Source organism: Flavobacterium sp. FlaQc-47, assembly GCF_044006475.1.
GTDB lineage: Bacteria > Bacteroidota > Bacteroidia > Flavobacteriales > Flavobacteriaceae > Flavobacterium.
In genome coordinates, this window is record NZ_JBIPCQ010000001.1 from 589005 (window position 1) to 614984 (window position 25980).

Consider the following 25980-nt stretch of genomic DNA (forward strand, 5'->3'; position numbering starts at 1 on the left):
TTTATTTGACGTCAAAAATAGTGAAAAATTTGGCAAATGATATTTAAGATTTCACAATTGATATTTCATAACTTTGCCATAATGAAAAAAGTATACCTCGATAACGCCTCTACAACCGCTATGCGTCCTGAAGTGATTCAGGAAATGACTAAAGTTATGGCAGAAGATTTTGGTAATCCATCTTCTACTCATAGTTTTGGACGAAATGGAAAGACTATTTTAGAGCTTTCCAGAAAAAGTATTGCCAAACATTTAAATTGTTCTGCACAGGAAATTATTTTTACTTCCGGAGGAACCGAAGCCGATAACTGGATTCTGCGTTCTGCGGTTGAAGATCTTAAAATAGAACGTATTATTACCACTAAAATCGAGCATCACGCAGTTTTGCATACCGTTTTAGTATTAGAATCTGAATATAAGGTTCAGGTTGATTATGTGAATATAAATCCTGACGGAAGTATCGATTTAACGCATTTGTCTAATTTATTATCTGAAGAAAAAAAGACGATTGTGAGTTTAATGCACGTAAACAACGAAACAGGAACTATTTTAGATCTTGACAGAGTTGGAGTTATTTGCAAACAATACAATACCTTATTTCATTCAGATACCGTTCAGTCTGTTGGTAAAACAGAGATTGATTTGCAAAAGATTCCCGTAGATTTTATTGTTGCAAGTGCACATAAATTTCATGGGCCCAAAGGAGTTGGATTTGCTTTTATTAGAAAAAACTCAGGTTTACAGCCTTTAATTTTTGGCGGAGAACAAGAAAAAGGACTTCGTGCAGGAACAGAAGCGGTACATCAAATTGCGGGAATGGCAAAAGCTTTATCGCTTTCATATGAGAATTTAGAAGAGGAAAGAAAGTATATTTCCGACTTAAAAACATATCTGATTAATCAGCTTGAAAATCTTTTCCCAGACTTTAGAATCAACGGAAAAAAAGAAGATTTTTACAATATTATAAATGTCATTTTGCCTTTTTCTGCAGATAAAACATCAATGCTTTTGTTTAGTTTAGATATGAAAGGAATTGCAGTTTCAAGAGGAAGTGCCTGTCAATCCGGAAGTATAAAACCTTCACATGTTTTAAAAGAAATGCTTTCAGAAACGGATTTAAAACTCCCAAATCTTAGGATTTCATTCAGTCATTATAACACAAAAGAAGATATTGACTGGTTAATTGAGTGTTTGAAAAATATTTAGAAAAAGGTGCAGAGGTTTAGAGTTGCAAAGGTTCAAAATTTTTTTTGCAGATTTTAGATTTTCTAAAATCTGCAATCTAAAATTATTTACGTATCACTTTTACTTGTGCATCTTTTGTGAGTTTTATTATTGTCGACGGTTTTCCGGCAACTTTATCGTGGTATAATTTTACTACATAATCAACACCTTTTATGATTTCAGGACTGATATCTTTGAATGCAATAGGAGTGGGCTGACCTGAAATATTTGCCGAAGTGGAAACTAAAGGTTTCTTCATTCGCTCTAATAATTTAAAGCAAAAAGGCTCTTTTACAATACGAATTCCTAGTGAATTGTCTGCGGCAATTATATTTGGAGCAACATTTCTTGGCTCATCCAAAATTAAAGTTGTTGGTTTTTCAGATAAATCCATGATTTGCCACGCCACTTCCGGAATATTTTTAAACACATTATACATCATTTTTTCGCCATTCATCAATACAATCATGCTTTGCGTTTCGGCACGTTGCTTGAGTTTGTATATTTTGGCAACAGCCTCAGGATTTGTAGCATCGCAGCCAATTCCCCAAACGGTATCAGTAGGATAAAGAATAATCCCTCCTTCTTTAATGATTTCGTATGCTTTTAATATTTCTTCGTTCATTCTGTTTATAGACTTATTTTCTAGCTTTAATTAAGATGCAAAGGTATAAATAAAAAAAGAAGATGAATTGCTATTCTGGTATTTCGTTAGCTTGGGCGAATAATTATTTTGTACTCAACTAATTATTAATAAAACCTTAATATACATGGATTGGTAAAATTATTTTAGTGTGTTTAATTGCAGACACCAATTTTTACAATCTTATTTTTTGAATATCACATTATTAACCCATCCTTCTAAAGTGTATTTATTTAAAATAATCTCAGGAATTTTTTCATATTCATTTGCAAAAAAATCAGCGTCTATTACAGGATTTTTTTCATCTATAACAAGAATATTATTAGGATTATAAAAATCGTAATTTTTGATATCAGAGTTTGTGGTTATAAGCTTTTTTTCTAAGCCTAGGCTTTCAAATACCCTAAAAGTTAAACCAATCTGACATGCTCTATTAATGTCAAGTAAAACTTTTGACCGGCTTATGTACTGATCAACTTCTGATAATGGTATGAATTTATTGATATAGGTAATATTATCATCACTAGTTTTGCGTTTTTTTGAATAAGTAATAAATTTGAAATTTATCTGTTTAGATTTCAATTCTTCTGCTATTCTTACTAAAATTGGTAATCTTTTATCGATTGAACCAATAGTAAAAACATCGTACTCAAAATTGTTTTTATTCGCATTTTCATCTTTGCTGGTGTAAATCCAATTCGGAGCAAATTTTAAATCAAATTTTTCGCAATCTTCTTTTTCAAATGAATACACTTCATCAAAACAAGGAATAACTCGTTTTATGTTAGGGCAACGATATGTATTATCATTAAAAAAAGCGATTGTTTTTTTACCATATTTTCTAAATTCTAAGATACTTTTGGGATCTATAAAATCACCTTTAATTGTTAGGATTACATCTTGTACCTGATTGTTTTTTTGTAATTCCTTTATTATTTCGTTACCATGATGCTGGTGCTTTAGATTTGTTTTAAAAAAAGCTTTTAAAATAAAATTGTAGGCTTTGTGAAGTATAGAAGGGTATTTGTAATTATAATATTTAAAATTGATATGATTTACAATATGCCCTTGTTTTTCCAGAGTTGCGGCAATGTAGGCATTCATTCCTAAATTATCGAGACTTACTAAGGTTATATTCATAATTTGTATGTATTGTAATTAGTTGGAAATTATTAGAGTAGCATTAATAATTGGAATAATTATTAGGCTAAATTGTAAATAAATATGAAATGTAAATTTATTTATAAACTAAAAATTAGTAAGGATATTGGATGTTATTGCAAAATAGTTCTATATACTTTTAAATATTCAGAAGCGGCAGTTTTCCAATTAAAACTTGCAGCCCTTTCTTTAAAAATTGCTTCGGATTCCTGTTTGTTATTTTCGTAATGATTTAGCCCGTCAAATAATACATTTTTCATGTATTCAGGGTCAAAATTAGACCAATATTTTGCTGCGCTCCCGCCAATTTCAGGTAATGAGGTTTTGTCAGATAAAAAAGTTGGTTTTCCAAAACTCATTGCTTCAATTGGTGGTAATCCAAATCCTTCTCTAATAGAAGGAAAAAGAAATGCACTACAGTTTTTCATAAAAAACTGTTTGCCTTCATTTGTTACTTTACCTGTTAAAAAAACCTGATTTGTTAATCCGTTATCGCTTATTAGTTTTGTTATCTCTTCACCATATTTTTTGTTGTTATTACCTGAAATAATGAGATTGTAGTCTTTTATTAATTTCATCATATTAATAATAGACTCGTAATTTTTTCTTTCTATAAAATCACCTATGGTATAAAAAAAAGGCTTGTCAACAGGAACATTTGCCACATATGAAGAGGTGTCAAGTAAATCTGTGATAGGGTTTCCGTTATGAATAACATATTCCGGAACGTTTGGAACGTTAAAATACTGGTGCGTTTGTTTTTTTGAAAATTCTGATATATAAGTAATTGCAGTTGCTTTATTTAGTTTTTCTAAAAAAAGTTTATTTCGTTTGTGATTTAAATCAGCAGATACTTCTTCAGTGAAATTTACATCGTGAATAGTTAATAAATATTTCCTGCAAGTAAAAGGTTCAACTTTTATATTTTGATTTACAGAATGCCATAAGTCGTATTTTTTACGAATTCTGAAAAATTTCATTCTGGATAAATTACTGTATTTGTTGTAGTTGAATTTTTTACCAAATTCACTCTCAAGAAGTTTAATGTCACTAGCATTTAAGGTTAGTTTAAGATCATCAAATTCAAGTTCAGATAAACCTTTAATCAATTCATAATTAAAAGTTCCTAAACCGCCAGCTCTGTTATTGATGTTATGAGTTTCTAAAAAAACACTTTTTTGATATGACATTTGATTTAATTTTTCACGAAAATACAATATTAATTTGAAGTCTTAAATTGTATGTGTATTTTTGTTGTTTATAAAGATATTCCCATGAATTTTAAAGTAAATCCCATTTTTACTGCACACACCACTTCAATACTTAATATTATTAAGTCATTCAATAATAAAGGAATTCTTTTTGGCAACGGACAACGTAATGTTATAAAATTATTTGATCTAGGTGATAAAACGATTAACATTAAGTCATTTAAAATTCCGAATATCATTAATAAAATTGCTTATAAATATTTTCGAAAATCAAAAGCAAGACGTTCTTTTGAATATGCTACAATTCTGTTAAATAAAGGCGTAGGAACACCGCAGCCAATTGCATTTCTTGAAAATTTTAATTGGTTAGGTTTAACAGACAGTTATTATGTAAGTGAACATTTAGTTACTGAGCTAACTTATAGAGAGCTTGTGGAAATTCCGGATTATCCGGATGGTGAAAATATTTTAAGGCAATTCACAAGATTTAGCTTTGAACTTCATGAAAAAGGAATTGAATTTTTAGACCATTCCCCAGGAAACACTCTGATTAAAAAGAAAATAGACGGTAATTATGACTTTTTCCTGGTTGATTTAAACAGAATGGAATTTCATGATTCTATGACTTTTGAAATGAGAATGAAAAATTTATGCCGTTTGACACCATTAAAGGAAATGGTAGCTGTAATGAGCAATGAATATTCAAAATTATATAAGGAATCTGAACAAAAAACGTTTGATACTTTATGGAAATATACAAGTGAATTTCAGGAGCAATTTTACAGAAAAAAGCGTTTAAAAAAGAAACTTAAATTTTGGAAGAAGTAATCATTTAAGTTCGTTTTACGAAAAACCTTTCATCATTAGATATAATTTATAAAACTTAAAAGGATAGAAGACCATTATGTGGTTTCTATCCTTTTAGTTTTTTATTGAAATACTCTGTTTATGTATTTTTATTTTTGTATTCCTGAAAATAAGTTTCTAATTTTTCTAACATTAGAGGCAATGGATATTCCGCATAATACTCAAATGTATGCTCCTTAATATATTGCTCTGTGTGTTGCTCGTATATTTCAGGTTTTAAATCTTTTAAATGAATTGAAGCATTTTTAACTTCATTTTCAAATAATTGCCATGTTTCTTTTCTAACCGAAGGTGTAAATATTGAGAAAGTAGGAATCTCAAGTGCTTTTGCCATATTTACAGCTCCGCCTTCGTTACCAATCAGCATTTCACATTGAGAAAGTAAAGCTAAAAAGGATCTTAATTCAGTACAATATAAATCAAAAGCAATATGTTTTTTTGTTTCTTCGGTACAATAATTATATACTTCAAGAGCTTGTTCTTTCTGATCTGGAATATAATTAAAGATTATTGTAGCGTTAGTTTTGGCTACTGTAAAGTCTATAATTTTTGCCATTCCTTCTAATGGATAGGTTTTATAAACTTCACTTCCTAAAATGCCAAACATAATAATTGGTTTTTGAGTATCAATATTATGACTTTTTAAAAGCTGTTTTGCCTCATTAATTTCAGATTCTTTTAAAAAGATTTTTGGTTTTACATCAATAATTTTTTCTGAAATAAATGGCTTAAGAAGCAGTAGTCGATTCTCAATTGCTAATCCGTGTTCTGATTCAATAGCGTCAAAACGTTCGTATGTGTAGTTATAGAAAATTTTAGTATACCATTTATGATAGGATACTTTATATTTTGCTCCTGAAAATAAAGTGATCAGGTTAGTTTCTAATTTAGAGTAAACATCTATTACAGCATTATATTTTTTACGGCGAATTTGAAAAATAAACTTAAATAAGGAAGGAATCGATTTTCTGACCTTATTCGTCAACGGAATAATATTGTCGATATTAGGATTTTCTTTTAGTACATCAACAGAATTTGGATAGCACATATAATCTATTACCGCATCCGGAAACTTTGTTTTTAAGTTGTTACAAATTATTGTACTTGTTAAAACGTCTCCAATTCTTTTTTGCTGAATGACTAATATTCTCATTTATTTAAAATTCAATTTAAGGCTAAATTACAAACTATTTTATCAAGTGTGCAAACGTAAGATTAAACTAAAATAAAAAAGTTCTATTTTTGTGGCAAATAAATTAAATTTTTGCAATGGAAATTAGTGGTTTGGTAATTACTTTCAATGAAGAGAAAAACATAGGTAAATGCATTGATGCTTTATTAAAAGTTTGTAACGAAGTAATCATAGTAGATTCTTTTAGTAAAGATCGTACAGTTGAAATTGCTAAAGAAAAAGGGGCAATAGTAATTCAGCAGGCTTTTTTAGGAGATGGACCTCAAAGAACTCACGGTTTGCCATATTGCAAAAATGACTGGATTTTGAATCTTGATGCAGACGAGTTTCTTGATAAAGATGCTGAGAAATTTATTCTGGATCAAAAATACTTAGTAGGCAATCATGACGCGTTTAGTTTTAGGGTTAAAAACTTTTTAGCTGATAAACTTATTGATTTTTCAGGCTGGTATCCGGATCATAAAGTCCGTTTTTTTAACAGACAAACTGCACATCCTTCAGATTCGATAGTACATCAAAAAATTATAACTCAAAATGAGAAAAAAGTAGCTGTACATATATTACATTATGGTTGGGAATCATTAGATCAAATTATTGCAAAAAAAAATCAGTATTCCGGTTGGCATGCGCAACAATTATTTAATCAGGGAAAAAGAGTAAATGCTTTTAAGCCGGTTCTTAACGGAACCGTTGCTTTTATTCGTTGTTATTTTTTCAAGAAAGGTATTTTTAATGGTGTTGATGGATTGTCAATAGCCATGATCCAGAGCTTTTTCTCGTATATGAAATATGCAAAGCTTATAAAACTTCAGAAGAAACAATAAATTAATAAAATTCCAAAATAAAAAAATCCAAACTCAAAATCTGTTACGATTGGAATTTGGATTTTTTTTATTTTGGAGTTTTATATTTTAAATTGGAATTTAAAATATTGGGATTTAAATATTAAACCGCTACATCATATTCACGAAGCGCATTATTTAATGAAGTTTTTAAATCTGTAGATGGTTTACGGGTACCAATGATTAAAGCACATGGAACCTGAAATTCACCTGCAGCGAATTTTTTAGTATAACTTCCAGGAATCACAACTGAACGAGCAGGAACAAAACCTTTCATTTCAACTGGCTCATCACCCGTAACATCAATAATTTTTGTTGAAGCCGTCAAACAAACGTTAGCGCCAAGAACAGCCTCTTTACCTACATGAACACCTTCAACAACAATACAACGAGAACCAATAAAGGCTCCATCTTCTATAATTACCGGAGCAGCTTGTAATGGCTCTAAAACGCCACCAATACCAACTCCACCGCTTAAGTGTACATTTTTACCAATTTGGGCACAACTACCTACAGTTGCCCAGGTATCAACCATAGTTCCTTCGTCAACATACGCACCAATATTTACATAACTTGGCATCAGGATAACACCGCTTGAAATGTAAGCTCCGTAGCGGGCAACAGCATTAGGTACTACACGAATTCCTTTTTCAGCAAAACCTCTTTTCAGTAACATTTTATCGTGATATTCAAAAATACCAGATTCCCATGTTTCCATTTTTTGAATTGGAAAATACATCACAACAGCTTTCTTTACCCATTCGTTTACCTGCCACTTATCACCAACCGGTTCAGCGCAACGTAATTTTCCTGTATCAACCAATTCTATCACTTCTCTAATAGCATCAGTTGTAGTAGTTTCTTGTAATAAAGCTCTGTTTTCCCAAGCTTGTTCAATTATAGTTTGTAAAGAATTCATAAGTTTTAATTTTTGGCAAAGATAGCGTATTTGTGCAAATGCAAAAAGGTAAAGCTATTTGAAAATGTTACAGATTTAACTTTTTGTTTTTAATTTGATAAATAAAATTCTTCTTTAATGAATTTAATTTAGCTAATAGTCCACTATAAGTTTTTTAAATGTCAGAATATGACAAAAATCAGGTTTAGACTTTTTTGTTCTAATTAATTTTGCGCCATTAATTTCTGAAAACATTTAAGAAATTTAAAATAGTATTCCAAAACAAATCATTTAACTAGCAAGACATGAATCAGGAAAATCATCTTCACGGACAAAGAACTATTATAGATAAAGAAGTCTCATGGGACAAAACTCAGGTCATTATGAGTAAAACAAATGCTTTTGGTATTATTGAATATGCAAATGAAGTATTTGTTGACGTTTCAGGATATGAAGATTATGAATTAATGGGACAGCCGCATAACATTATCCGCCATCCGGATATGCCAAGAGTAATTTTTAAGGTATTATGGGAAAATCTTAAAAACGGAAAAAACTTTCATGCCATTGTAAAAAATTTAGCAAAATCAGGAAGGTTCTATTGGGTAATTACTGATTTTGAAATCTCAAAAGATGAGAATGATGTTATTGTAAATTATTTTGGAAGACGTCAGGCTGTTCCGCAAGAAGTTATTGCATTGCACATAGAACCTTTGTATAAAAAGCTATTGCACATAGAAGCGGCAAGCGGAATGGAATTTAGCGAAAAATACCTTATTGGATTCCTGGAAGAAAAAAAGAAAAGTTACGTTGAATATATTAAGGACTTAATTTTTGAACATGAAAAGGGTCAGGCAAAATTTGCTCAGTATGACGAACGTGTGGTAGAAGAGGAGGAAGAGGAAGAAGAAAGAGGTTTTTTTAGCAGACTATTTAACAGGTAGAGTTTTTTAGGTTTTGAATATTTGGATAAAGTCCGTTTTGAGTTCTCAAAACGGATTTTTGTTTGTTAGTCATAAGCTTAATTCGTTATTAATTACCCTTTCATTAAAAGTTTGAATGTAGGCTTTTATAAACTTCTCATATTTCTGAACTTTTATTTTATCAATATTCATTAAATTTTTTTTTAATAAAATATCTGTTTTCCAATTATATAATCCAACGGTTTGATTATTTGCAAAAGCAAGATAATCATCATCAATAATGCAGTGATACGTTCCCTGAAGATAATAAACTACAAAATTTTCTTTTGTTTTATAACTTTTCCCAAAGCTGACTATTTTTGTTGTAATATTTAAATAATCAACAATACTAGGCATGATGTCGATTTGTTGAAAGTTTTTTTCATTAACGCCAACAAATTCAGGATTTGATGGATCGAAAAATAAAATGTGGATTCTAAATTTTCCAATATTTGTTTTGTCAATATCTCTGTCTCCGCCTGATGATGTGTGATCTGCAGTAATGACAAAAAGTGTATTGTTGTACCAATTTTGTTTTTGTGCAGTATTAAAAAATTCCCGTAATGCAAAATCTGTGTACGCGATGCTTTCCTGAATTATTGTTGTTCCTTTTGGAAATTTCCCTTTGTGTTTTTCTGGAATAATATAAGGATTATGGGAAGAAATAGTAAATAAGCTCGTTAAAAATGGCTGTTTAAAAGTGGATAGTTTTAGCGCAAAATATTGTAAAAACTCTTGATCAAAAACTCCCCATTTTCCATCAAACGCATCTTCTCCCTGATATTGATCTTTTCCGTAATATTCATCAAAACCGGCAATCTTGGTATATTGATCAAAATTTTGGCTGCCATTAAAAGCACCATGAAAGAATGAGGTTTGATATCCTTGTTTTTTTAAAATCTCCGAAATACTATTGGTTTTATTTAAGGAATAACCAGAGGTAATAAATGAATTATTCATTAAACTGGGAATGCTCGAAAGTATGGAGGGAACAGCATCAATTGAAATTTTTCCGTTTGCAAATCCGCTTTTAAAATAATATGATTTTGTAATCAGGGAATCTAAAAAAGGAGTTTGACCACGTTTGATATTTTCGTTACCAAAGCTTTCCAGAATAAGAATTACAACATTTTTTTTAGTAAAAGATTGGTCTGGTTGTATTGAAACAACAGGATTGTAAATTGATTTTAATTCTTCGGAAGTGAAATAATTTACTTTCTCAATGTCATCTTTTTTGGTTAAAGTTTTTAAAATCGTAAATGGAGTATTTAAAACCAGTCCGGCATTATTTAGATTGCCATATTTTATTCCGTCAACAATTTTTATAGGCTTCTTTTGTAAACCACCACGTCCAAGAATTATAATTATAATAAGTGAAGTACAGATAAAAACAGATTTTTTTAAGTAATCTTTTTTGGTGATTTTTTTAAGAATCATCTTTTCATTCAGCGCAGGAATTAATTTCCATAACAGTAAACTCAAGATAAGAAAAATAATTACGATGTACCAAAATTCTTTGAAAAAAGAAGAAAGTAAACCTGGAATTTCCTGTTTCATTCCTTTGGCGGTTATCATTGCAAAAGTACTTCGTCTGCCGGTAAATCTGTAATAAATAATATCGATAAAATTGGTTGCAATAAATATAAGGTTGACTATATAAAATGTAATTTTTAAAATCATTTGATAAGTACTGTTGTACTTGAAATTACCGGGAATTAAATGCGCAATTAAAAAAGTGATATTGATATAACTAATTGCAGCAAGATCAAATAAAAGACCGCCTGTGAAATTTTGAAAAGTAAAACGATCAAATAATTCAAGATTAATGAAATAGAATAAAATTCGGCTCAATTGATAAATTAAAACTATTAAGAGAAATCTTTTTAGAAATAGAAAAGTACTTTTTTTATAATTAGTCATGGTAAATTTAATGTGGAAATAGTTGGAATCATCCGCATCAATTTTTCAGATGTGTAGCAATTGATAATTTAACCAGGAAATCTCGTTCAAAATTAACTTGGCTTTTTTGAAAGGAAAAGTTCTGAAAGTTTTTTTTGTGTCATATTAAGACATTTTATTTTTTTTAATTTTCAGCAGTTTAGATTTTGTCATTATCCAAAAAAATTAAAAAATAAAATACTTTATATTTGTATTAAAATGGACTGGAATAGAAGTGATGAGAATAGAGTTTAAGTCTGAAATTAGAGAAAATGTTATAAACTGCTCAGTACTTTTTTTTCAGATCAATTGAGGATAACTTTTGAAAACCCTGATTTTAATTAAAAATAAATAAAAATTATAAAGAGTCAGCAACAAATTATAAGTGATACTTCAAAATTATTACCTTTGAAAACTAGACGAAATTTTGGAAAAACAATTTCGATATATGAAAGTTAGTTTCATTTTAGAATTATCATACTAATAAACAAATTTCTGTTTTCGCTTTGACTAAACCAACACTGTCTTTAAGTTGATTTCATTTCACTCTTTCCAAAAACAATAAAAATGCCAAGAATTCTCTCCATAGACTACGGACAAAAACGTACAGGAATTGCTGTTACAGATGAAATGCAGATTATTGCTTCGGGTTTAACAACGGTTCCAACAAATACTTTAATAGATTTTTTGAAAGATTATTTTTTAAAGGAAAAAGTAGAAGCAGTTCTAATTGGTGAACCCAAGCAAATGAACGGACAGCCATCAGAAAGTGCTTCTGTGATTAAAGGTTTTGTAACTCATTTTTCGAATATTTTTCCTGAAATGAAAGTAGTTCGTGTTGATGAGCGCTTTACTTCAAAAATGGCTTTTCAAACTATGATTGATAGCGGATTAAGTAAAAAAAAGCGTCAGGATAAAGGACTTATTGACGAAATTTCGGCTACAATTATGCTTCAGGATTATCTTTCCTCAAAACGCTTTTAAGTTTTTTATTCAATCTTAATCATTCTTTATTTTTAGCAAAAACATAACTTTTATCATGTATTTTTAGTTTTTTTTTGCAATTATAAAAAGTACCTTTGCACTTTAAACACAAATTACTGTTATGCCTGACAATACAATACGTTCCAATAGTGAAGTAGTGCTTATTGGAGCTGGAATTATGAGCGCAACTCTTGGATTAATTTTGAAAGAGCTGCAACCCGATATAAAAATTGAAATTTACGAAAGATTGGATGTTGCTGCAGCCGAAAGCTCTGATGCCTGGAACAACGCAGGAACAGGACATTCCGCTTTTTGTGAGCTAAATTACACCCCAGAAAAGGCTGACGGAAGTATTGATCCTAAAAAAGCGATAAGTATTGCAGAATCTTTTGAGATTTCCCGACAGTTTTGGTCCTATTTAGTGCAGGAAAATAAAGTGCCATCTCCTGAAAATTTTATTAGAAGTGTTCCTCACATGAGTTTTGTATGGGGAGAAAATAACGTCGAATATCTTAAAAAGAGATTTGAAGCTTTACAAAGCAATCCTATATTTTCTCAAATGGAATTTAGTTCTGATTTTGAAAAATTAAAAGAATGGATGCCACTTGTAATGGAAGGCAGGGAAACTAATGAAAAATTAGCTGCTACACATATGGAAATAGGAACCGATGTTAATTTTGGAGCCTTAACCAGAAGCATGTTTAATTATTTAGAAAAGCTTGATGGTGTTTCTTTATACTTTAATCATGAAGTGAAAAAATTAAGACAACGTGAGGATAAATCTTGGAGAATAAAAATTACTGATTTAACAACGAATACGGTAAGAAAAGCATATACTAAATTTGTATTTATTGGTGCAGGAGGAGGTTCATTGCCACTACTGGAAAAAGCAAATGTTCCTGAAGGAAACGGTTATGGAGGTTTCCCGGTAAGCGGGCAATGGTTAAAATGTACAAATCCGGAAGTTATTGCCAAACATCAGGCAAAAGTATACGGGAAAGCAAGTGTTGGAGCGCCGCCTATGTCTGTTCCTCATATTGATACTCGTGTAATTGATGGTGAAAAAGCATTACTTTTTGGACCTTTTGCAGGATTTTCAACTCGTTTCTTAAAAAATGGTTCTTACTTGGATTTACCATTATCTATAAAAGCAAACAATTTAATTCCGATGTTATCAGCGGGATTTCACAATATACCTTTAACTAAATATTTAATAGAGCAGGTTCGTCAATCTCCAAAAGATAGAATGAATGCACTTCGTGAATATTTACCAACAGCACGTTCTAAAGACTGGAAACTTGAAAAAGCCGGACAACGCGTTCAGGTAATTAAAAAAGATGAAAAACAAGGTGGAATATTAGAATTTGGAACTGAGGTAATCAATACGCATGACGGAACTTTAGCAGTTTTATTAGGCGCTTCTCCGGGAGCATCAACCGCTGTAGCCATTATGGTAGATTTAATCAGCAGATGTTTTACAAGTCAGATCAAAACGCCGGAATGGGAAGCAAAAATGAAAAAGATGATTCCTTCTTACGGACAGACATTAAATGATAAACCGGAACTTTTAGCAGAACTTAGAAAACATACGTCTGATGTTTTAAAACTGACTAATTAAAAGTTTACATCTTACAATAAATAACAAATCCAGATGAATTAATCTGGATTTGTTGCTTTAAATTCTTCCGTAATTTTCAAAATCTTTTCTGCAAGATTGCTCATCCATATCAATTGTTCAATAACCATTTGGGCTTCCTGCATTTTTGCCTGGCGAGTTTCCTTATCAAGTTCGTCATCTTTAATTAAACGGGTGAAATTGATTCGCTTTAGTTCTTCAAATTGCAAAGTCACATCTTCCTTATCAAAAAAAGTGTCAGTTAGGATGACTTCATTTCGTAAAATAGAAATAGAATGATCTAAGTTTGATAATATTGTTTTTATAATGTAATTAAATGATTCAGAGGCTGATGTTGTCTGGTGTGACTGGATATAAGTAGATAACGAAGCTAAAGCCGATAATATCGAATGATTTAAAACAACCAGTTTATTTACTAACGGAAGTGTTTTTTGTTTCGATTTTGGTTCCTGCATCATACGCTGAAAAGAGGTCATTAAATTACCAATTTCGACAAACGCATTCTTTCTCGCTAATCGGTACGAAGTTGGGATTTCACCTTTTTTATTGTAAAAATCAGCAATTTCCTTAAGATAATTTCTATTGGCCCTAATCGAATTTTCAATATGAATTGGGGTATTAATAAATTCCCACGCTGGCCATAAAAACTGATTTGCCAAAAAAGCAAGGGTAGCTCCGGCAAGTGTATCTATAACTCTAAATTGTATTACCTGAACAATATTAGGAACCAGAATTCCGTAAATAAAAACAACATACATAGTAACAAAAGTGGCGCTGATTTTATAGTTGATTTGTGTAAAGGAAATCCCCAAAAGCATACAAACAATAGATAATATACTAAGGGCAAAGTGGTTTTGAATAATTAAAACAATCCCAAAAGCAATGACTCCTCCCAAAATAGTTCCAAAAATTCTATTATAAGAACGTTCTTTTGTTAAGCCATAACCCGGACGCATGATTACAACAATCGTTAATAAAATCCAATACGTGTTTTGAACGTTTAATAATCCTCCTATAATCAACCCAATCATGATTGTAATAGTCAGTCGTAAGGAATGCCTGAAAATAGAAGACGAATAGCTCAAATTTTCAATTAAAGTACGTAACGGATAATATTGAGGCGTCAGGAATTTTTCAAGTTCTTTGTCCTTATCTTTTAATTTATAAGATTGCATGGCCAGTGAAAAAGCACGCTGGATAATTTTAATTTTACCAACTTGATTTTTAGCATATTTCAGCATATTAGTCAACATCAAAACGCCTTCGGCAGCTTCATCTTTACCTAAACTTTTTTCATAATCAAAAATGGCGAATTCCAGAGCGTCAAGTTCATTTTTCAGGTCATTTTTATCAACATATACACTAATATGATGTACGTTTTTAGAAAGCTTCTTTAAAGTCGAAGCTAGTTTGTAAGCAACATTTTGATACGTTCTGAGAACATCAGGATGTTTGGCAAATTTTTCATGCAGTTTGCTATGATCAAAGGATGTATATAATGCTAATTCCTGAATTTCTACCAATGTTATAAATACAAGCAGCATTTTTCGGTTTTGACTCGTTGTTGCAGAAGCATTTTGATTGCCAATAAGCATTTTTCGTAAATCTTCATGAATCAGATTCAAATCAACCTGAACACTTAATTGTTTCTCTATAATGGCGGTTCTATTGGCTTCAGGTGACCATAAGTCTCCTCTTAATTTTAAATATTTTGCCGTTAATTTTATGCCTTCAGCAATTTGTAATTCGACATATTTATAAGGTTGTACAAAATGAAATACAAGTGATACAATTAAATACAGAATTCCTCCAATAAAAATAAATCCCGAATATTCTAAAGCTTCTAAACCGGTGTGCAAATGACCAAATGACAATGAAATTGATAATAAAGCAGAAAATGAAACTAAAGTAGCGCGTTGTCCATAAACCGAAATCATAGAACATAAAAAAAGTAAAAGAACTAAAAAAGGATAAAATAAAATGGGGTAAGGATAAACTAAATTTACTAATAAGTTAACGCCTGAAACTATAAATGAAGCAACAATTAGACCTTTTATTTTATGGCTTAAAGAACTGGGAATATCACTAGGATAAGTAAAAAACGCACCTAAGGCAATTGTAAAGCCTATTTCGAAATGTCCTATAAAATTCAAAACTAAAACAGGAACAACAGAAGCGATAGTAACTTTTGAGGCGTTTAAAAAGGAAGTACTGTTAGTAAATTTCGAGATTCGATCAAGCATATAGTGAGGTTTACTAACAAAAGTACGAATTGTACGAAATAATTTGGCATAATTATGGATGAGATTTTAAGCAGTAAGCAAAAAATGTGATATAATGTAGTATAAGAATTATTCATTGACTATTTTTTACTATTTTTGCCAGCTGAATTATGAGAACTAAATTCAGGAGTTTTCATTCGATAATACATTAAAATAATACAAATGATTTTACCAATTGTAGGATATGGTGATCCTGTTTTAAGAAAAGTGGGTGAGGTAATTACACCGGAATATCCAAACTTAAAAGAAACAATAGCAAACATGTACGAGACGATGTACAACGCTTTAGGAGTAGGACTTGCTGCACCGCAAGTTGGCGTGCCTATTCGTTTGTTTATTATTGATACGACTCCTTTTAGTGATGATGATGATTTACCTGAAACTGAGCAAAAAGATTTAAAAGGTTTCAAAAAAACGTTTATCAATGCTAAGATTCTTAAAGAAGAAGGTGAAGAATGGAGTTTTAACGAAGGTTGTTTAAGCATTCCGGATGTACGCGAAGATGTTTATAGAAAACCAACCGTTACTATTGAATATTGCGAAGAAGATTTTGTAATGAAAACAGAAGTTTTTGATGGTTTGATTGCAAGAGTTATTCAGCATGAATACGACCATATCGAAGGCGTTTTGTTTACTGATAAAATATCGTCATTAAAAAAACGTTTGATACAAAAGAAATTAAAAAACATTACCGAAGGCAAAACTTTTCAGGAATACAGAATGAAATTTGCTGCCGCTAAAAAAGGAAGATAATTGATTGGAGAAATTCAAAATCAATAAAAATATAATAAATCAAATTCTTAATACTAATTTTAATAAACATGAATTTAGAGAAAATTTTAGCCATATCTGGAAAACCAGGTTTATATGTATTGAAAGTGCAAACTCGTACAGGTTTTGTGGCAGAATCATTGACAGACGGAAAAAAAATTACTGTTAACCTAAAAAGTAACGTAAGTTTATTATCAGAGATTTCAATTTACACTTACGATGGAGAAAAACCATTGACAGAGGTAATGCAGCGTATTGCAACAAAAGAAAACAAAGGTCAGGCTATTTCTCACAAAGAAGATAACGCTACATTAGCAGCTTACTTTAAAGAAATTCTTTCCGATTATGATGAAGAAAGAGTTTATCCTTCTGATATTAAAAAAGTTTTAAACTGGTACAATACCCTTCAGGCAAAAGGTTTGGTGACAGATTTAGATCCGGCTCCAACTGAAACTCCGGAAGAAGCTCCAGTTGCTGAAGAAAAACCAAAAAAAGCTCCTGCTGCTAAAAAAGCAAAAGCTAAGAAAGAAGAGGAATAGTAGTTCCTACATTTTAAATTCTATATAATCCTGTTAAGATATTTTTCTTAGCAGGATTCTTTTTTTTGTAGGTTTTTTATTGTTTTTTTATGACTTTTTATAGTGGTAGAATAAAATTTAAAATTTATTTTTGTAAGAAATAGCTTTACTTATTGATCATTTAGGAGTATTGAGAGAATTAAGTCCAAAAACTCATTTTTTGATTTCAAAAGGATTATAAAAAAGTTATTTTCTAAACAATTAAAAATTTTTAATATAAAATGAAAAAATTAACTACTAAAATTTTGCTTGCTTCAGCTTTGACGATGATTGCAGCCTGCACAGACAAAACCAGCATTTATCCTGATTCAAAAGAGGAAGAAAAAAAACATTGGAATTATGAAGGGGAAACTGGTCCGGAACATTGGGCAGAAATTGATCAGAATGATTGCGGAGGAAGCGCACAATCACCAATTGATATAGTAGAAACAGAAACGGATAAAACTTTACTGCCAATTGATTTTCATTATGATACAAAAACCAGGATTCATGATGTGGTTAACAACGGACACTCCATTCAGTTTGATTTTGAGCCGGACGATTATATTATGATCGATGGAGATAAGTATGAGTTAAAACAATTCCATTTTCATGAACCGGCAGAACATACTATTCGCGGTATTAGATATCCCTTAGTTGTTCACATGGTTCACATGAATAAAGATGGCAAGTATGCCGTAATTGCTATTATGGCTCAGGAAGATAAACAAAGCAATGAAGCTTTTGAATTTCTTGATAAATATTTACCTGTAAAAGTAAATGAGAGCATAAAAGTAAACGAAGATTTTAATATCAATAGCGTGTTGCCGGAAAACAGAACCTATTATACTTATACAGGTTCGCTTACAACGCCGCCTTGTACAGAAGGTGTTCAATGGTATATTTTTAAAAATTCAATTGGAGTTTCTTCTAAAATTATTGAGGATTTAAGAAAAATAATGCCAGTTAATAATTTCAGAAATGTTCAGCCATTAAATGGGCGAATCATCAAGGAATCAATATAAAAGAATTATCATATAAACTAAAGAAGGTCTTTTTGACCTTCTTTTTTGTTTATTGCATGAATTAATTGGTAAAATGAATTAATTTTGGTCTAATAAACAAATACAATGAGCAAAGAACTTCAACTTCAGGCATTCGAAAGATTACTAATTATTATGGATGAACTTCGTGAGCAATGTCCCTGGGATAAAAAGCAAACGTTACAAACCCTTAGACATCTTACAATCGAAGAAACGTATGAATTAGGAGATGCCATTTTAGACAATGATCTTAATGAAGTAAAAAAAGAATTGGGTGATTTATTATTGCATATTGTTTTTTATGCAAAAATAGGTTCTGAAACCAATGATTTTGATATTGCTGATGTTTGCAATGAAATTTGCGAGAAGTTAATTCATCGTCATCCTCATATTTATAGCGATACCGTTGTAAAAGATGAAGAAGAAGTAAAGCAAAACTGGGAAAAATTAAAACTTAAAGAAGGTAAAAAATCAGTTCTGGAAGGAGTTCCTAAAAGTTTACCGGCTTTAGTAAAAGCAAGCCGCATTCAGGATAAAGTAAAAGGAGTTGGTTTTGATTGGGAAGAACCGCATCAGGTTTGGGATAAAGTACAGGAGGAACTGCAAGAATTACAAGTTGAAGTAGAGGCAGGGGACCAGGATAAAATTGAAGCTGAATTTGGAGATGTTTTATTCTCAATGATCAATTATGCGCGTTTTCTAAATGTTAACCCTGAAGATGCATTAGAACGTACTAATAAAAAATTTATTAAGCGTTTTCAATACCTGGAAAGCAAAGCCGGAGAATTAGGTAAACCTTTAATGGATATGACGTTGGCAGAAATGGATGTATTTTGGAACGAAGCTAAAAAGCTGTAATTATTCCGCCAATTTTTTTAACGCTTTAATATTTTTAAGCATTATTTTTTTACCTACTAATTCAATCAAATCCAGTTTGTTAAAATCAGATAATAGCCTGATACAGCTTTCTGTAGCAGTACCAATCATACCGGCAAGTTCTTCCCTTGTAAGTTGAACTTTTAAAGTTTTATCTTCATTTTCGCCAAAAGAGTCATGCAAATGCAATAACGTTTCGGCTAAACGCTGCTTCACCGTTTTTTGAACTAAAGCAATTTTATCGTTTTCAGATTCTTTTAAATCTTCACAAACCGATTGCATCAAATTCATAGAAAACTGATTGTTATTATTAAAAAAGTGTAAAATTTCGCTTTTCGGAATAAAACAAACTTCCATATCTGCAACAGCTTTCGCAGATAGGTTTGCGGGTTCATTACTAATCATAGAACGTTGTCCTAAAAGTTCACCTGCCTGTACCAATTTTACAATCTGGTCTTTTCCGTTTGCACTTAATTTAGAAAGTTTTCCAACACCATCCTTAATACAAAAGACACCATTAGTTACTTCACCTTCTTCAAAAATTGCATCACCTTTTTTAATTTTATACGTAGTCTTACTATTAGCCAATTTTACAACTTCATCCTTATTAAGTGCTTTAAGAGAGGAAAGTTGTCGTACGATGCATTGATCACATTTATTCATGGCAAAAAAATTTACTGCAAAATTAACCAATATTTGTCTTCAAAGGTCTTATTATTCCTTAAAATCCACAGAAAAAAAGATTAATTCTATTTACAGATTTTAATTACTTAAATTTAGAATCCCATTTTATTATAATATGATAAATATCATTTTTATAATCTCTTGTTATTTTAACATTTGCTGTATCTAAAAAACAAGTTTTATGAGTGAGCAGAATTGTTTTCATTGTGGGTTAACCATTGAAAAAAATGAAGAGATCAATTTTGATGAAAAAAAGTTTTGTTGTAATGGATGTAAAACCGTTTACGAAATTTTTAGTCTTCATGATTTAACCTGTTATTATGATTTTGAAAATTCCCCGGGTGCCACTCCTAAAGACATTCAGGGAAAATATGACTTTTTAGACAACGAATCTATTTTGTCAAAAGTATTGGAATTTCAGGAAGGTAATACTTCTATAGCTTCATTAAATATTCCTCACATTCATTGTAGTTCTTGTATCTGGATCCTGGAAAACTTAAATAAACTTCAACCGGGAATAAGTATTTCACAAGTTAATTTTCCGCAAAAAAGAGTTCGAATTACTTTCAATTCAGATCTTGTATCGTTAACGACTATTGTTTACATGTTAAGTTCCATAGGTTATGAGCCCTATATAAGTCTGGACAACTATGAAACAGGCAAAACAAACGTCGACAGAACTTTGACTTATAAATTAGGTGTTGCATTTTTCTGCTTCGGAAATATTATGCTTTTGTCATTTCCTGAATACTTTGAAATCAAAGAATTTTGGTTGGATAACTACAAACCATTTTTTAGAATTTTAATCTTCATTTTAGCATTGCCAAGTTTTTTATATTCAGCAAGTGGTTACTATGTATCAGCCTATAAAAGCATCAAATCTAAAATGCTGAATATTGATATTCCAATTGCATTAGGAATAATTGTCATGTTTGTACGAAGCACTTTTGATATTGTAATGAATTACGGATCAGGATTTTTCGATAGCTTAACAGGATTGGTTTTCTTTATGCTGCTCGGAAAAATGTTCCAGATTAAAACCTATAGTTTTTTAAGTTTCGAAAGAGATTTTAAATCTTATTTTCCAATTGCCGTTACCAGAATCAACTCAGATACATCAGAAGAAAGTGTACCTATATATGATGTCCTTAAAGGAAACAGATTATTAATTAGAAATCAGGAATTAATTCCGGTTGATGGAATTTTAATAAGTGAAAAAGCCGAAATTGATTATAGTTTTGTAACTGGAGAAGCAGTTCCTATTACTAAAAAATCCGGAGATAAAGTTTTTGCAGGAGGAAAACAAATTGGTAAAGTAGTTGAAATGGAGGTATTACATTCTGTTTCACAAAGTTATCTGACACAATTATGGAGTAATGAAATTTTTCAGAAAAAAGTATTTCAGAAACATAAAACGATTACAGATGCGATAAGCCGTTATTTTACTCCTATATTATTATTGATTGCATTTGCAGGTTTTGGATATTGGATATTTATCGATGCCAATACTGCTTTTAATGTTTTTACAGCGGTTTTAATTGTGGCTTGTCCTTGCGCATTAGCTTTAACTGCACCTTTTACTTTCGGAAATATTCTAAGAATTATGGGCAAGCAGAAAATGTATCTTAAAAATGCATTAGTAATTGAGCAATTAGCAAAAGTTGATACGATAGTTTTTGATAAAACCGGAACGATCACAACCAATAAAAAGTCAAATATTTTTTATGAAGGCAATACGGTTTCGGAGGAAGATTATATTCTTATAAAAAATGTTTTACGTGGCTCAAATCATCCGCTAAGCCGAATGCTATATGATTTTTTAAATCAAACAAAAAAAATCGCTATTGACGATTTTAAGGAGATAACAGGAAAAGGAATTCTGGCTTCTGTACAAAATAAAATCATTAAAATCGGGTCAGCCTCATTTGTTGATAATCCGATTTTAGATACATCTGAAATTGAAAAAACAGCACTTCATATAAAAATAGACAATCATTATTTGGGCAGGTTTACTTTTCAAAACCAATATAGAGAAGGTCTTGAAAAATTATTTTTAACGCTCAGTAAAAATTATCAGATAAAAGTACTTTCCGGTGATAATGATGGAGAAAGAAGTAATCTTGAAGCCATTTTACCGAAAGGTACAGAATTGATTTTTAATCAAAAGCCCGAACAAAAACTGGATTTTATTAAATATTTGCAGGATCAGGGGCAAAATGTAATGATGGTTGGTGACGGTTTGAATGATGCCGGAGCTTTGGCGCAAAGCAACGTTGGAATTTCAATCTCTGAAAATGTCAATGTTTTTTCTCCGGCTTGTGATGCAATTTTAGATGCTCAGGAGTTTTCACGGCTGAATTATTTTTTAAAATTATCACAAAAGTCAATTTTAATCATTAAAATGAGTTTTGTTTTATCACTTCTGTACAATATTGTCGGACTTTCTTTTGCGGTCACCGGCAACCTTCTTCCTTTGGTAGCCGCTATAATCATGCCTTTGAGTACCATAACTATAGTAAGTTTTGTTACGCTAATGTCTAATTATTTCAGCTCCAGTAATTTAAAATAATAATTAACATTTTGTTAAGTATTTTTTCCTACATTTAACATATCGTTCTATTATGATAATTATCATGTTTTTATAGCTGCTGAACTGTTAATTTTGTTAACATAAATCAAGGATATGAGTGTCATTTATCTATTAATTTCAGTAAGCATTTTTGTTGCAATAGGATTCTTTATTGCATTTATCATCGCTGTCAAATCCGGACAATACGATGATGACTATACGCCCTCGGTCAGGATGCTTTTTGATGATGAGACTAAAATTACTCCCCAAAATAATAAATCAACAACAGAAGAAAAACAAGTATAATTATGGAAATGGAACAGTTTTATTACGACAACAAAATTGTAAAAAAATTCATTTACGCCACTATTCTCTTTGGAGTAGTAGGTATGTTAGTAGGGCTGACTTTAGCGGTCATGTACCTTTTTCCCAATATTACAGATGGTATATCGTGGCTTAGCTACGGACGCTTAAGACCTTTGCATACTAATGCAGTGATCTTTGCCTTTGTGGGGAATGCTTTTTTTGCCGGAATGTATTATTCAATGCAAAGATTGCTAAAAGCCAGAATGTTCAGTGACTTTTTAAGTAACCTACATTTTTGGGGTTGGCAGCTTATTATTGTCGCCGCTGCGATTACGTTGCCCCTGGGATATACTTCATCAAAAGAATATGCTGAATTAGAATGGCCTATTGATATTGCGATCGCTGTTATCTGGGTGGTTATGGGAATCAATATGATTGGTACAATGTTACGTCGTAGAGAACGTCATTTATATGTAGCAATTTGGTTTTACCTGGCCACATTTGTTACTGTAGCCGTTTTGCATATCTTCAATAATATCGAAATTCCTGTTTCAGCATTTAAAAGTTATTCTGTTTACGCCGGGGTTCAGGATGCGCTGGTACAATGGTGGTATGGACATAATGCGGTGGCATTTTTTCTTACAACTCCATTCTTGGGATTGATGTATTACTTTATCCCAAAAGTAGCTAATCGTCCTATTTATTCTTATCGCCTTTCTATTATCCACTTTTGGTCCCTGATCTTTATTTATATCTGGGCAGGACCACACCATTTATTATATTCGGCTTTACCAAGTTGGGCACAAAATTTAGGAGTTGCTTTTTCAGTAATGCTTATCGCTCCGTCGTGGGGAGGTATGATCAACGGACTTTTAACTTTAAGAGGCGCATGGGATAAAGTTCGTGAAGAACCGGTTTTGAAATTCTTTGTCGTAGCAATTACAGGTTACGGTATGGCAACTTTTGAGGGACCAATGCTTTCATTAAAAAATGTTAATGCTATAGCGCATTATACAGACTGGATCGTTGCACACGTACACGTAGGAGCTTTAGCATGGAATGGATTTATGTCATTTGGTATTATTTACTGGTTAATTCCAAGAATGACAAAAAGCAAATTATTCTCAAATAAACTGGCAAACTTCCATTTCTGGATTGGTACTTTAGGAATTATTTTATATACAGTTCCAATGTACGTGGCTGGTTTTCAACAAGCTTCGATGTGGAAACAATTTAATCCTGACGGAACTTTAACTTACGGTAATTTCCTGGAAACTGTTACAGCAATTATGCCATTATATTGGATGAGAGCTATTGGAGGTACCTTGTATCTTATTGGAATGCTAACATTAGTTTACAATATAATTAGAACTGTCAGAGCGGGAAATACTATTGAAGATGAATTAGCTCAGGCACCTGCTTTGCAAAGAATAAGCAGCGGAAGAATCAATGGAGAAAAATTCCATTCATGGTTAGAAAGAAAACCAATTCAGTTAACCATTTTAGCTACAATTGCCATTTTAATTGGAGGTATAATTCAAATTGTACCTACGCTTATGGTAAAATCAAATATACCTACAATTAGCAGTGTAAAACCATATTCACCTTTAGAACTTGAAGGACGTGATTTATATATTCGAGAAGGTTGCGTAGGTTGTCACTCTCAATCTGTTCGTCCTTTCAGGAGTGAGGTAGAGCGTTACGGGCCACAAGCTAAGGCAGGAGAATTTGTTTATGATCATCCATTTCTTTGGGGTTCAAAACGTACAGGTCCGGATTTATTAAGAGTAGGTGGGAAGTATAATGATAATTGGCATTTTAATCATTTCTGGAACCCGCAAAGTATTTCTGCAGGTTCAATTATGCCAGGTTATAAATGGCTGTTTGATAATGAGGCAATGGATATTTCATTAACTCAAAAGAAAATGCAGATTATGGTAACACTTGGAGTTCCATATACGGAAGAAGAAGTTGCAAATGCTCAAAAAACATTAAGAACTCAAGCACTTTCAATTGAAAAAAGCTTAGAAAATGATCCTGATTTTGTAAAAAGTTATGAAGACAGCAAGAAAAAAGCTGCTGCAAAAGGAGAAAAATTTGTTCCAATGAATGAAAGAGAAATTGTTGCTCTTATAGCTTACATACAAAGACTTGGAACCGATATAAAAGTAAAAGACACTTCAAAATAACAACATTATGTTTGAACAAATAAAACACAATATGGAGAATATATCGGGTATAGAAGTTTACCCGATTCTGTCTCTGCTAATTTTCTTTTTCTTTTTCGTAGGCTTAGGCTTTTGGGTATTCTCCTATAAAAAAGATAAAATTCAGGAAATGAGTGAAATTCCTTTAGACGAAGGAGCTGTTTAATTTCAAAAGATATTTAAAATGAAAAAATTTTTCCCAGTATATTTAAGAGTACCGCTGATTTTCTTCATCGTGTTTGCTTTGATGGAATATTTTATAGATTCAGGTGATCGCCCTGCTTTTATAAAGTATCCAATGGTTTCAGTATTTCTTTTTGTTTTTCTGTTTATTTTGATTGCTATTGAAATAACAATGAGTGCCGTAAACCGTGTCATGTATCAATTAATGACCCCCGAAGAAAAAGCAAAATTAGCCTATGAAAATAGCCTGAGTTTACAGGAAAGTACCTGGTACAAAGAACTAATGCAAAAACTTACCAAAACGCAGCCAATAGAAAATGAAGGCGATTTGTTAATGGATCATGATTATGACGGAATTAAGGAACTAGATAATAATTTACCGCCATGGTGGGTATATTTATTTTATATGGGAATTATTTTTGGAGTAATTTATTTCGCCCGTTACGAAGTTTTTGGTGGTGATGACCAGGAAACTGAATTAAAAATGGAAATGGCGCAGGCAAAAGTTGATGTGGAAGAATACCTAAAAACGGCACCGGATTTAATGGATGAAAAATCAGTTGTTTTACTTACTGATGCTACAGATTTAGCAGCGGGTAAAGAGATTTTTACAACAAATTGTGCCGCCTGTCACAGAGCTGATGCCGGAGGACAAATTGGACCAAACCTAACGGATGATCATTGGATTTTGGGTGGAGGAATTAAAAATGTCTTTCATACGATAACAAATGGGGGACGTGACGGAAAAGGAATGGTTTCGTGGAAAACAAATGGCTTAAAACCAAAAGAAATTCAAAAAGTTGCCAGTTATATTTTGTCTCTGCAAGGAAGTAATCCAAAAGAGCCAAAAGCTCCGGAAGGTGAAATTTGGGTAGATGAAAGTGCTACAAAAGATGTCACTGCAAGTACAAAAAACGAAAGTACTGAAGTTAAAAAATAATTAC

General features: G+C 31.4%; 23 protein-coding genes. 15 read left to right on the forward strand and 8 right to left on the reverse strand.

The genetic code is table 11. The features are described 5' to 3' along the window. Positions 1-81: 81 nt before the first annotated feature. Entirely contained in the window at positions 82-1206 is a 1125-nt protein-coding gene (locus ACHRVX_RS02400) for a cysteine desulfurase family protein (RefSeq protein WP_395328681.1), read from the forward strand. An 82-nt stretch (positions 1207-1288) separates the two neighbouring features. Here ACHRVX_RS02400 and ACHRVX_RS02405 read toward each other — a convergent pair whose 3' ends face one another. The 3 genes from ACHRVX_RS02405 to ACHRVX_RS02415 form a co-directional block, all read right to left on the reverse strand. Then, on the reverse strand, positions 1289-1849 hold the full coding sequence (locus ACHRVX_RS02405; RefSeq protein ID WP_395328684.1) for an L-threonylcarbamoyladenylate synthase: 561 nt from the start codon (positions 1847-1849) through the stop codon (positions 1289-1291). A 201-nt stretch (positions 1850-2050) separates the two neighbouring features. Next, entirely contained in the window at positions 2051-3007 is a 957-nt protein-coding gene (locus ACHRVX_RS02410; RefSeq protein WP_395328686.1) for a hypothetical protein, read from the reverse strand. Positions 3008-3141: 134 nt separating this feature from the next. Continuing rightward, entirely contained in the window at positions 3142-4218 is a 1077-nt protein-coding gene (locus ACHRVX_RS02415) for a glycosyltransferase family 4 protein (protein ID WP_395328689.1), read from the reverse strand. Between the two features lie 84 nt (positions 4219-4302). Here ACHRVX_RS02415 and ACHRVX_RS02420 point away from each other — a divergent pair, with 84 nt between their 5' ends. Continuing rightward, positions 4303-5067, forward strand: coding sequence for a Kdo domain containing protein (locus ACHRVX_RS02420; RefSeq protein WP_395328692.1), 765 nt, complete (start codon positions 4303-4305; stop codon positions 5065-5067). A 118-nt stretch (positions 5068-5185) separates the two neighbouring features. On the opposite strand, the gene ACHRVX_RS02425 is transcribed toward ACHRVX_RS02420, so the two are convergent. Then, positions 5186-6259, reverse strand: coding sequence for a glycosyltransferase family 9 protein (locus ACHRVX_RS02425; protein WP_395328695.1), 1074 nt, complete (start codon positions 6257-6259; stop codon positions 5186-5188). A 116-nt stretch (positions 6260-6375) separates the two neighbouring features. On the opposite strand from ACHRVX_RS02425, the gene ACHRVX_RS02430 reads away from it, so the two are divergent. Next, complete coding sequence (locus ACHRVX_RS02430; RefSeq protein ID WP_395328698.1) at positions 6376-7122, forward strand: glycosyltransferase family 2 protein; 747 nt, start codon at positions 6376-6378, stop codon at positions 7120-7122. A 121-nt stretch (positions 7123-7243) separates the two neighbouring features. Here the strand turns inward: ACHRVX_RS02430 and ACHRVX_RS02435 are convergent, their stop codons facing one another. Continuing rightward, positions 7244-8059, reverse strand: a complete 816-nt coding sequence (locus ACHRVX_RS02435) for a 2,3,4,5-tetrahydropyridine-2,6-dicarboxylate N-succinyltransferase (protein WP_395328701.1) — start codon at positions 8057-8059, stop codon at positions 7244-7246. A 284-nt stretch (positions 8060-8343) separates the two neighbouring features. Between ACHRVX_RS02435 and ACHRVX_RS02440 the strand changes: the two genes are divergently transcribed. Continuing rightward, the gene (locus tag ACHRVX_RS02440; RefSeq protein WP_395328703.1) at positions 8344-8982 is read left to right on the forward strand and encodes a PAS domain-containing protein; all 639 of its coding nucleotides are present in this window, start codon (positions 8344-8346) and stop codon (positions 8980-8982) included. A 69-nt stretch (positions 8983-9051) separates the two neighbouring features. Here ACHRVX_RS02440 and ACHRVX_RS02445 read toward each other — a convergent pair whose 3' ends face one another. Next, a complete protein-coding gene (locus tag ACHRVX_RS02445) occupies positions 9052-10920 on the reverse strand; it encodes an LTA synthase family protein (RefSeq protein ID WP_395328705.1) in 1869 nt (622 codons plus the stop codon). 585 nt (positions 10921-11505) lie between these two features. Here ACHRVX_RS02445 and ruvX point away from each other — a divergent pair. Both ruvX and ACHRVX_RS02455 read left to right on the forward strand, forming a co-directional pair. Beyond that, positions 11506-11922, forward strand: coding sequence for a Holliday junction resolvase RuvX (ruvX, locus tag ACHRVX_RS02450; RefSeq protein WP_395328707.1), 417 nt, complete (start codon positions 11506-11508; stop codon positions 11920-11922). 121 nt (positions 11923-12043) lie between these two features. Beyond that, entirely contained in the window at positions 12044-13540 is a 1497-nt protein-coding gene (locus ACHRVX_RS02455; protein ID WP_395328710.1) for a malate:quinone oxidoreductase, read from the forward strand. Positions 13541-13578: 38 nt separating this feature from the next. On the opposite strand, the gene ACHRVX_RS02460 is transcribed toward ACHRVX_RS02455, so the two are convergent. Continuing rightward, positions 13579-15801, reverse strand: a complete 2223-nt coding sequence (locus ACHRVX_RS02460) for an FUSC family membrane protein (protein WP_395328713.1) — start codon at positions 15799-15801, stop codon at positions 13579-13581. A 201-nt stretch (positions 15802-16002) separates the two neighbouring features. On the opposite strand from ACHRVX_RS02460, the gene def reads away from it, so the two are divergent. The 4 genes from def (at position 16003) to mazG (ending at position 19069) form a co-directional block, all read left to right on the forward strand. Then, on the forward strand, positions 16003-16593 hold the full coding sequence (def, locus tag ACHRVX_RS02465; RefSeq protein WP_395328716.1) for a peptide deformylase: 591 nt from the start codon (positions 16003-16005) through the stop codon (positions 16591-16593). Between the two features lie 68 nt (positions 16594-16661). Continuing rightward, positions 16662-17150 (forward strand): DUF5606 domain-containing protein, encoded by a 489-nt coding sequence (locus tag ACHRVX_RS02470; RefSeq protein WP_395328718.1) that lies wholly within the window; start codon positions 16662-16664, stop codon positions 17148-17150. Positions 17151-17410: 260 nt separating this feature from the next. Continuing rightward, positions 17411-18193, forward strand: a complete 783-nt coding sequence (locus ACHRVX_RS02475) for a carbonic anhydrase (RefSeq protein ID WP_395328721.1) — start codon at positions 17411-17413, stop codon at positions 18191-18193. 105 nt (positions 18194-18298) lie between these two features. After that, the gene (gene mazG, locus ACHRVX_RS02480; protein ID WP_395328724.1) at positions 18299-19069 is read left to right on the forward strand and encodes a nucleoside triphosphate pyrophosphohydrolase; all 771 of its coding nucleotides are present in this window, start codon (positions 18299-18301) and stop codon (positions 19067-19069) included. Here the strand turns inward: mazG and ACHRVX_RS02485 are convergent, their stop codons facing one another. Further along, positions 19070-19750: a Crp/Fnr family transcriptional regulator gene (locus ACHRVX_RS02485; protein ID WP_395328726.1), complete on the reverse strand. Its 681-nt coding sequence runs from the start codon at positions 19748-19750 to the stop codon at positions 19070-19072. A gap of 202 nt (positions 19751-19952) precedes the next feature. Here ACHRVX_RS02485 and ACHRVX_RS02490 point away from each other — a divergent pair, with 202 nt between their 5' ends. The 5 genes from ACHRVX_RS02490 (at position 19953) to ACHRVX_RS02510 (ending at position 25976) form a co-directional block, all read left to right on the forward strand. Continuing rightward, complete coding sequence (locus tag ACHRVX_RS02490) at positions 19953-22340, forward strand: heavy metal translocating P-type ATPase (protein ID WP_395328729.1); 2388 nt, start codon at positions 19953-19955, stop codon at positions 22338-22340. A gap of 114 nt (positions 22341-22454) precedes the next feature. Beyond that, a complete protein-coding gene (ccoS, locus tag ACHRVX_RS02495; RefSeq protein ID WP_394777034.1) occupies positions 22455-22646 on the forward strand; it encodes a cbb3-type cytochrome oxidase assembly protein CcoS in 192 nt (63 codons plus the stop codon). 2 nt (positions 22647-22648) lie between these two features. Next, the gene (ccoN, locus tag ACHRVX_RS02500; RefSeq protein ID WP_395328733.1) at positions 22649-24835 is read left to right on the forward strand and encodes a cytochrome-c oxidase, cbb3-type subunit I; all 2187 of its coding nucleotides are present in this window, start codon (positions 22649-22651) and stop codon (positions 24833-24835) included. Between the two features lie 7 nt (positions 24836-24842). After that, positions 24843-25019 (forward strand): CcoQ/FixQ family Cbb3-type cytochrome c oxidase assembly chaperone, encoded by a 177-nt coding sequence (locus ACHRVX_RS02505; protein WP_395328736.1) that lies wholly within the window; start codon positions 24843-24845, stop codon positions 25017-25019. A gap of 18 nt (positions 25020-25037) precedes the next feature. Next, on the forward strand, positions 25038-25976 hold the full coding sequence (locus ACHRVX_RS02510; protein WP_395328739.1) for a cbb3-type cytochrome c oxidase N-terminal domain-containing protein: 939 nt from the start codon (positions 25038-25040) through the stop codon (positions 25974-25976). Positions 25977-25980 lie beyond the last annotated feature (4 nt).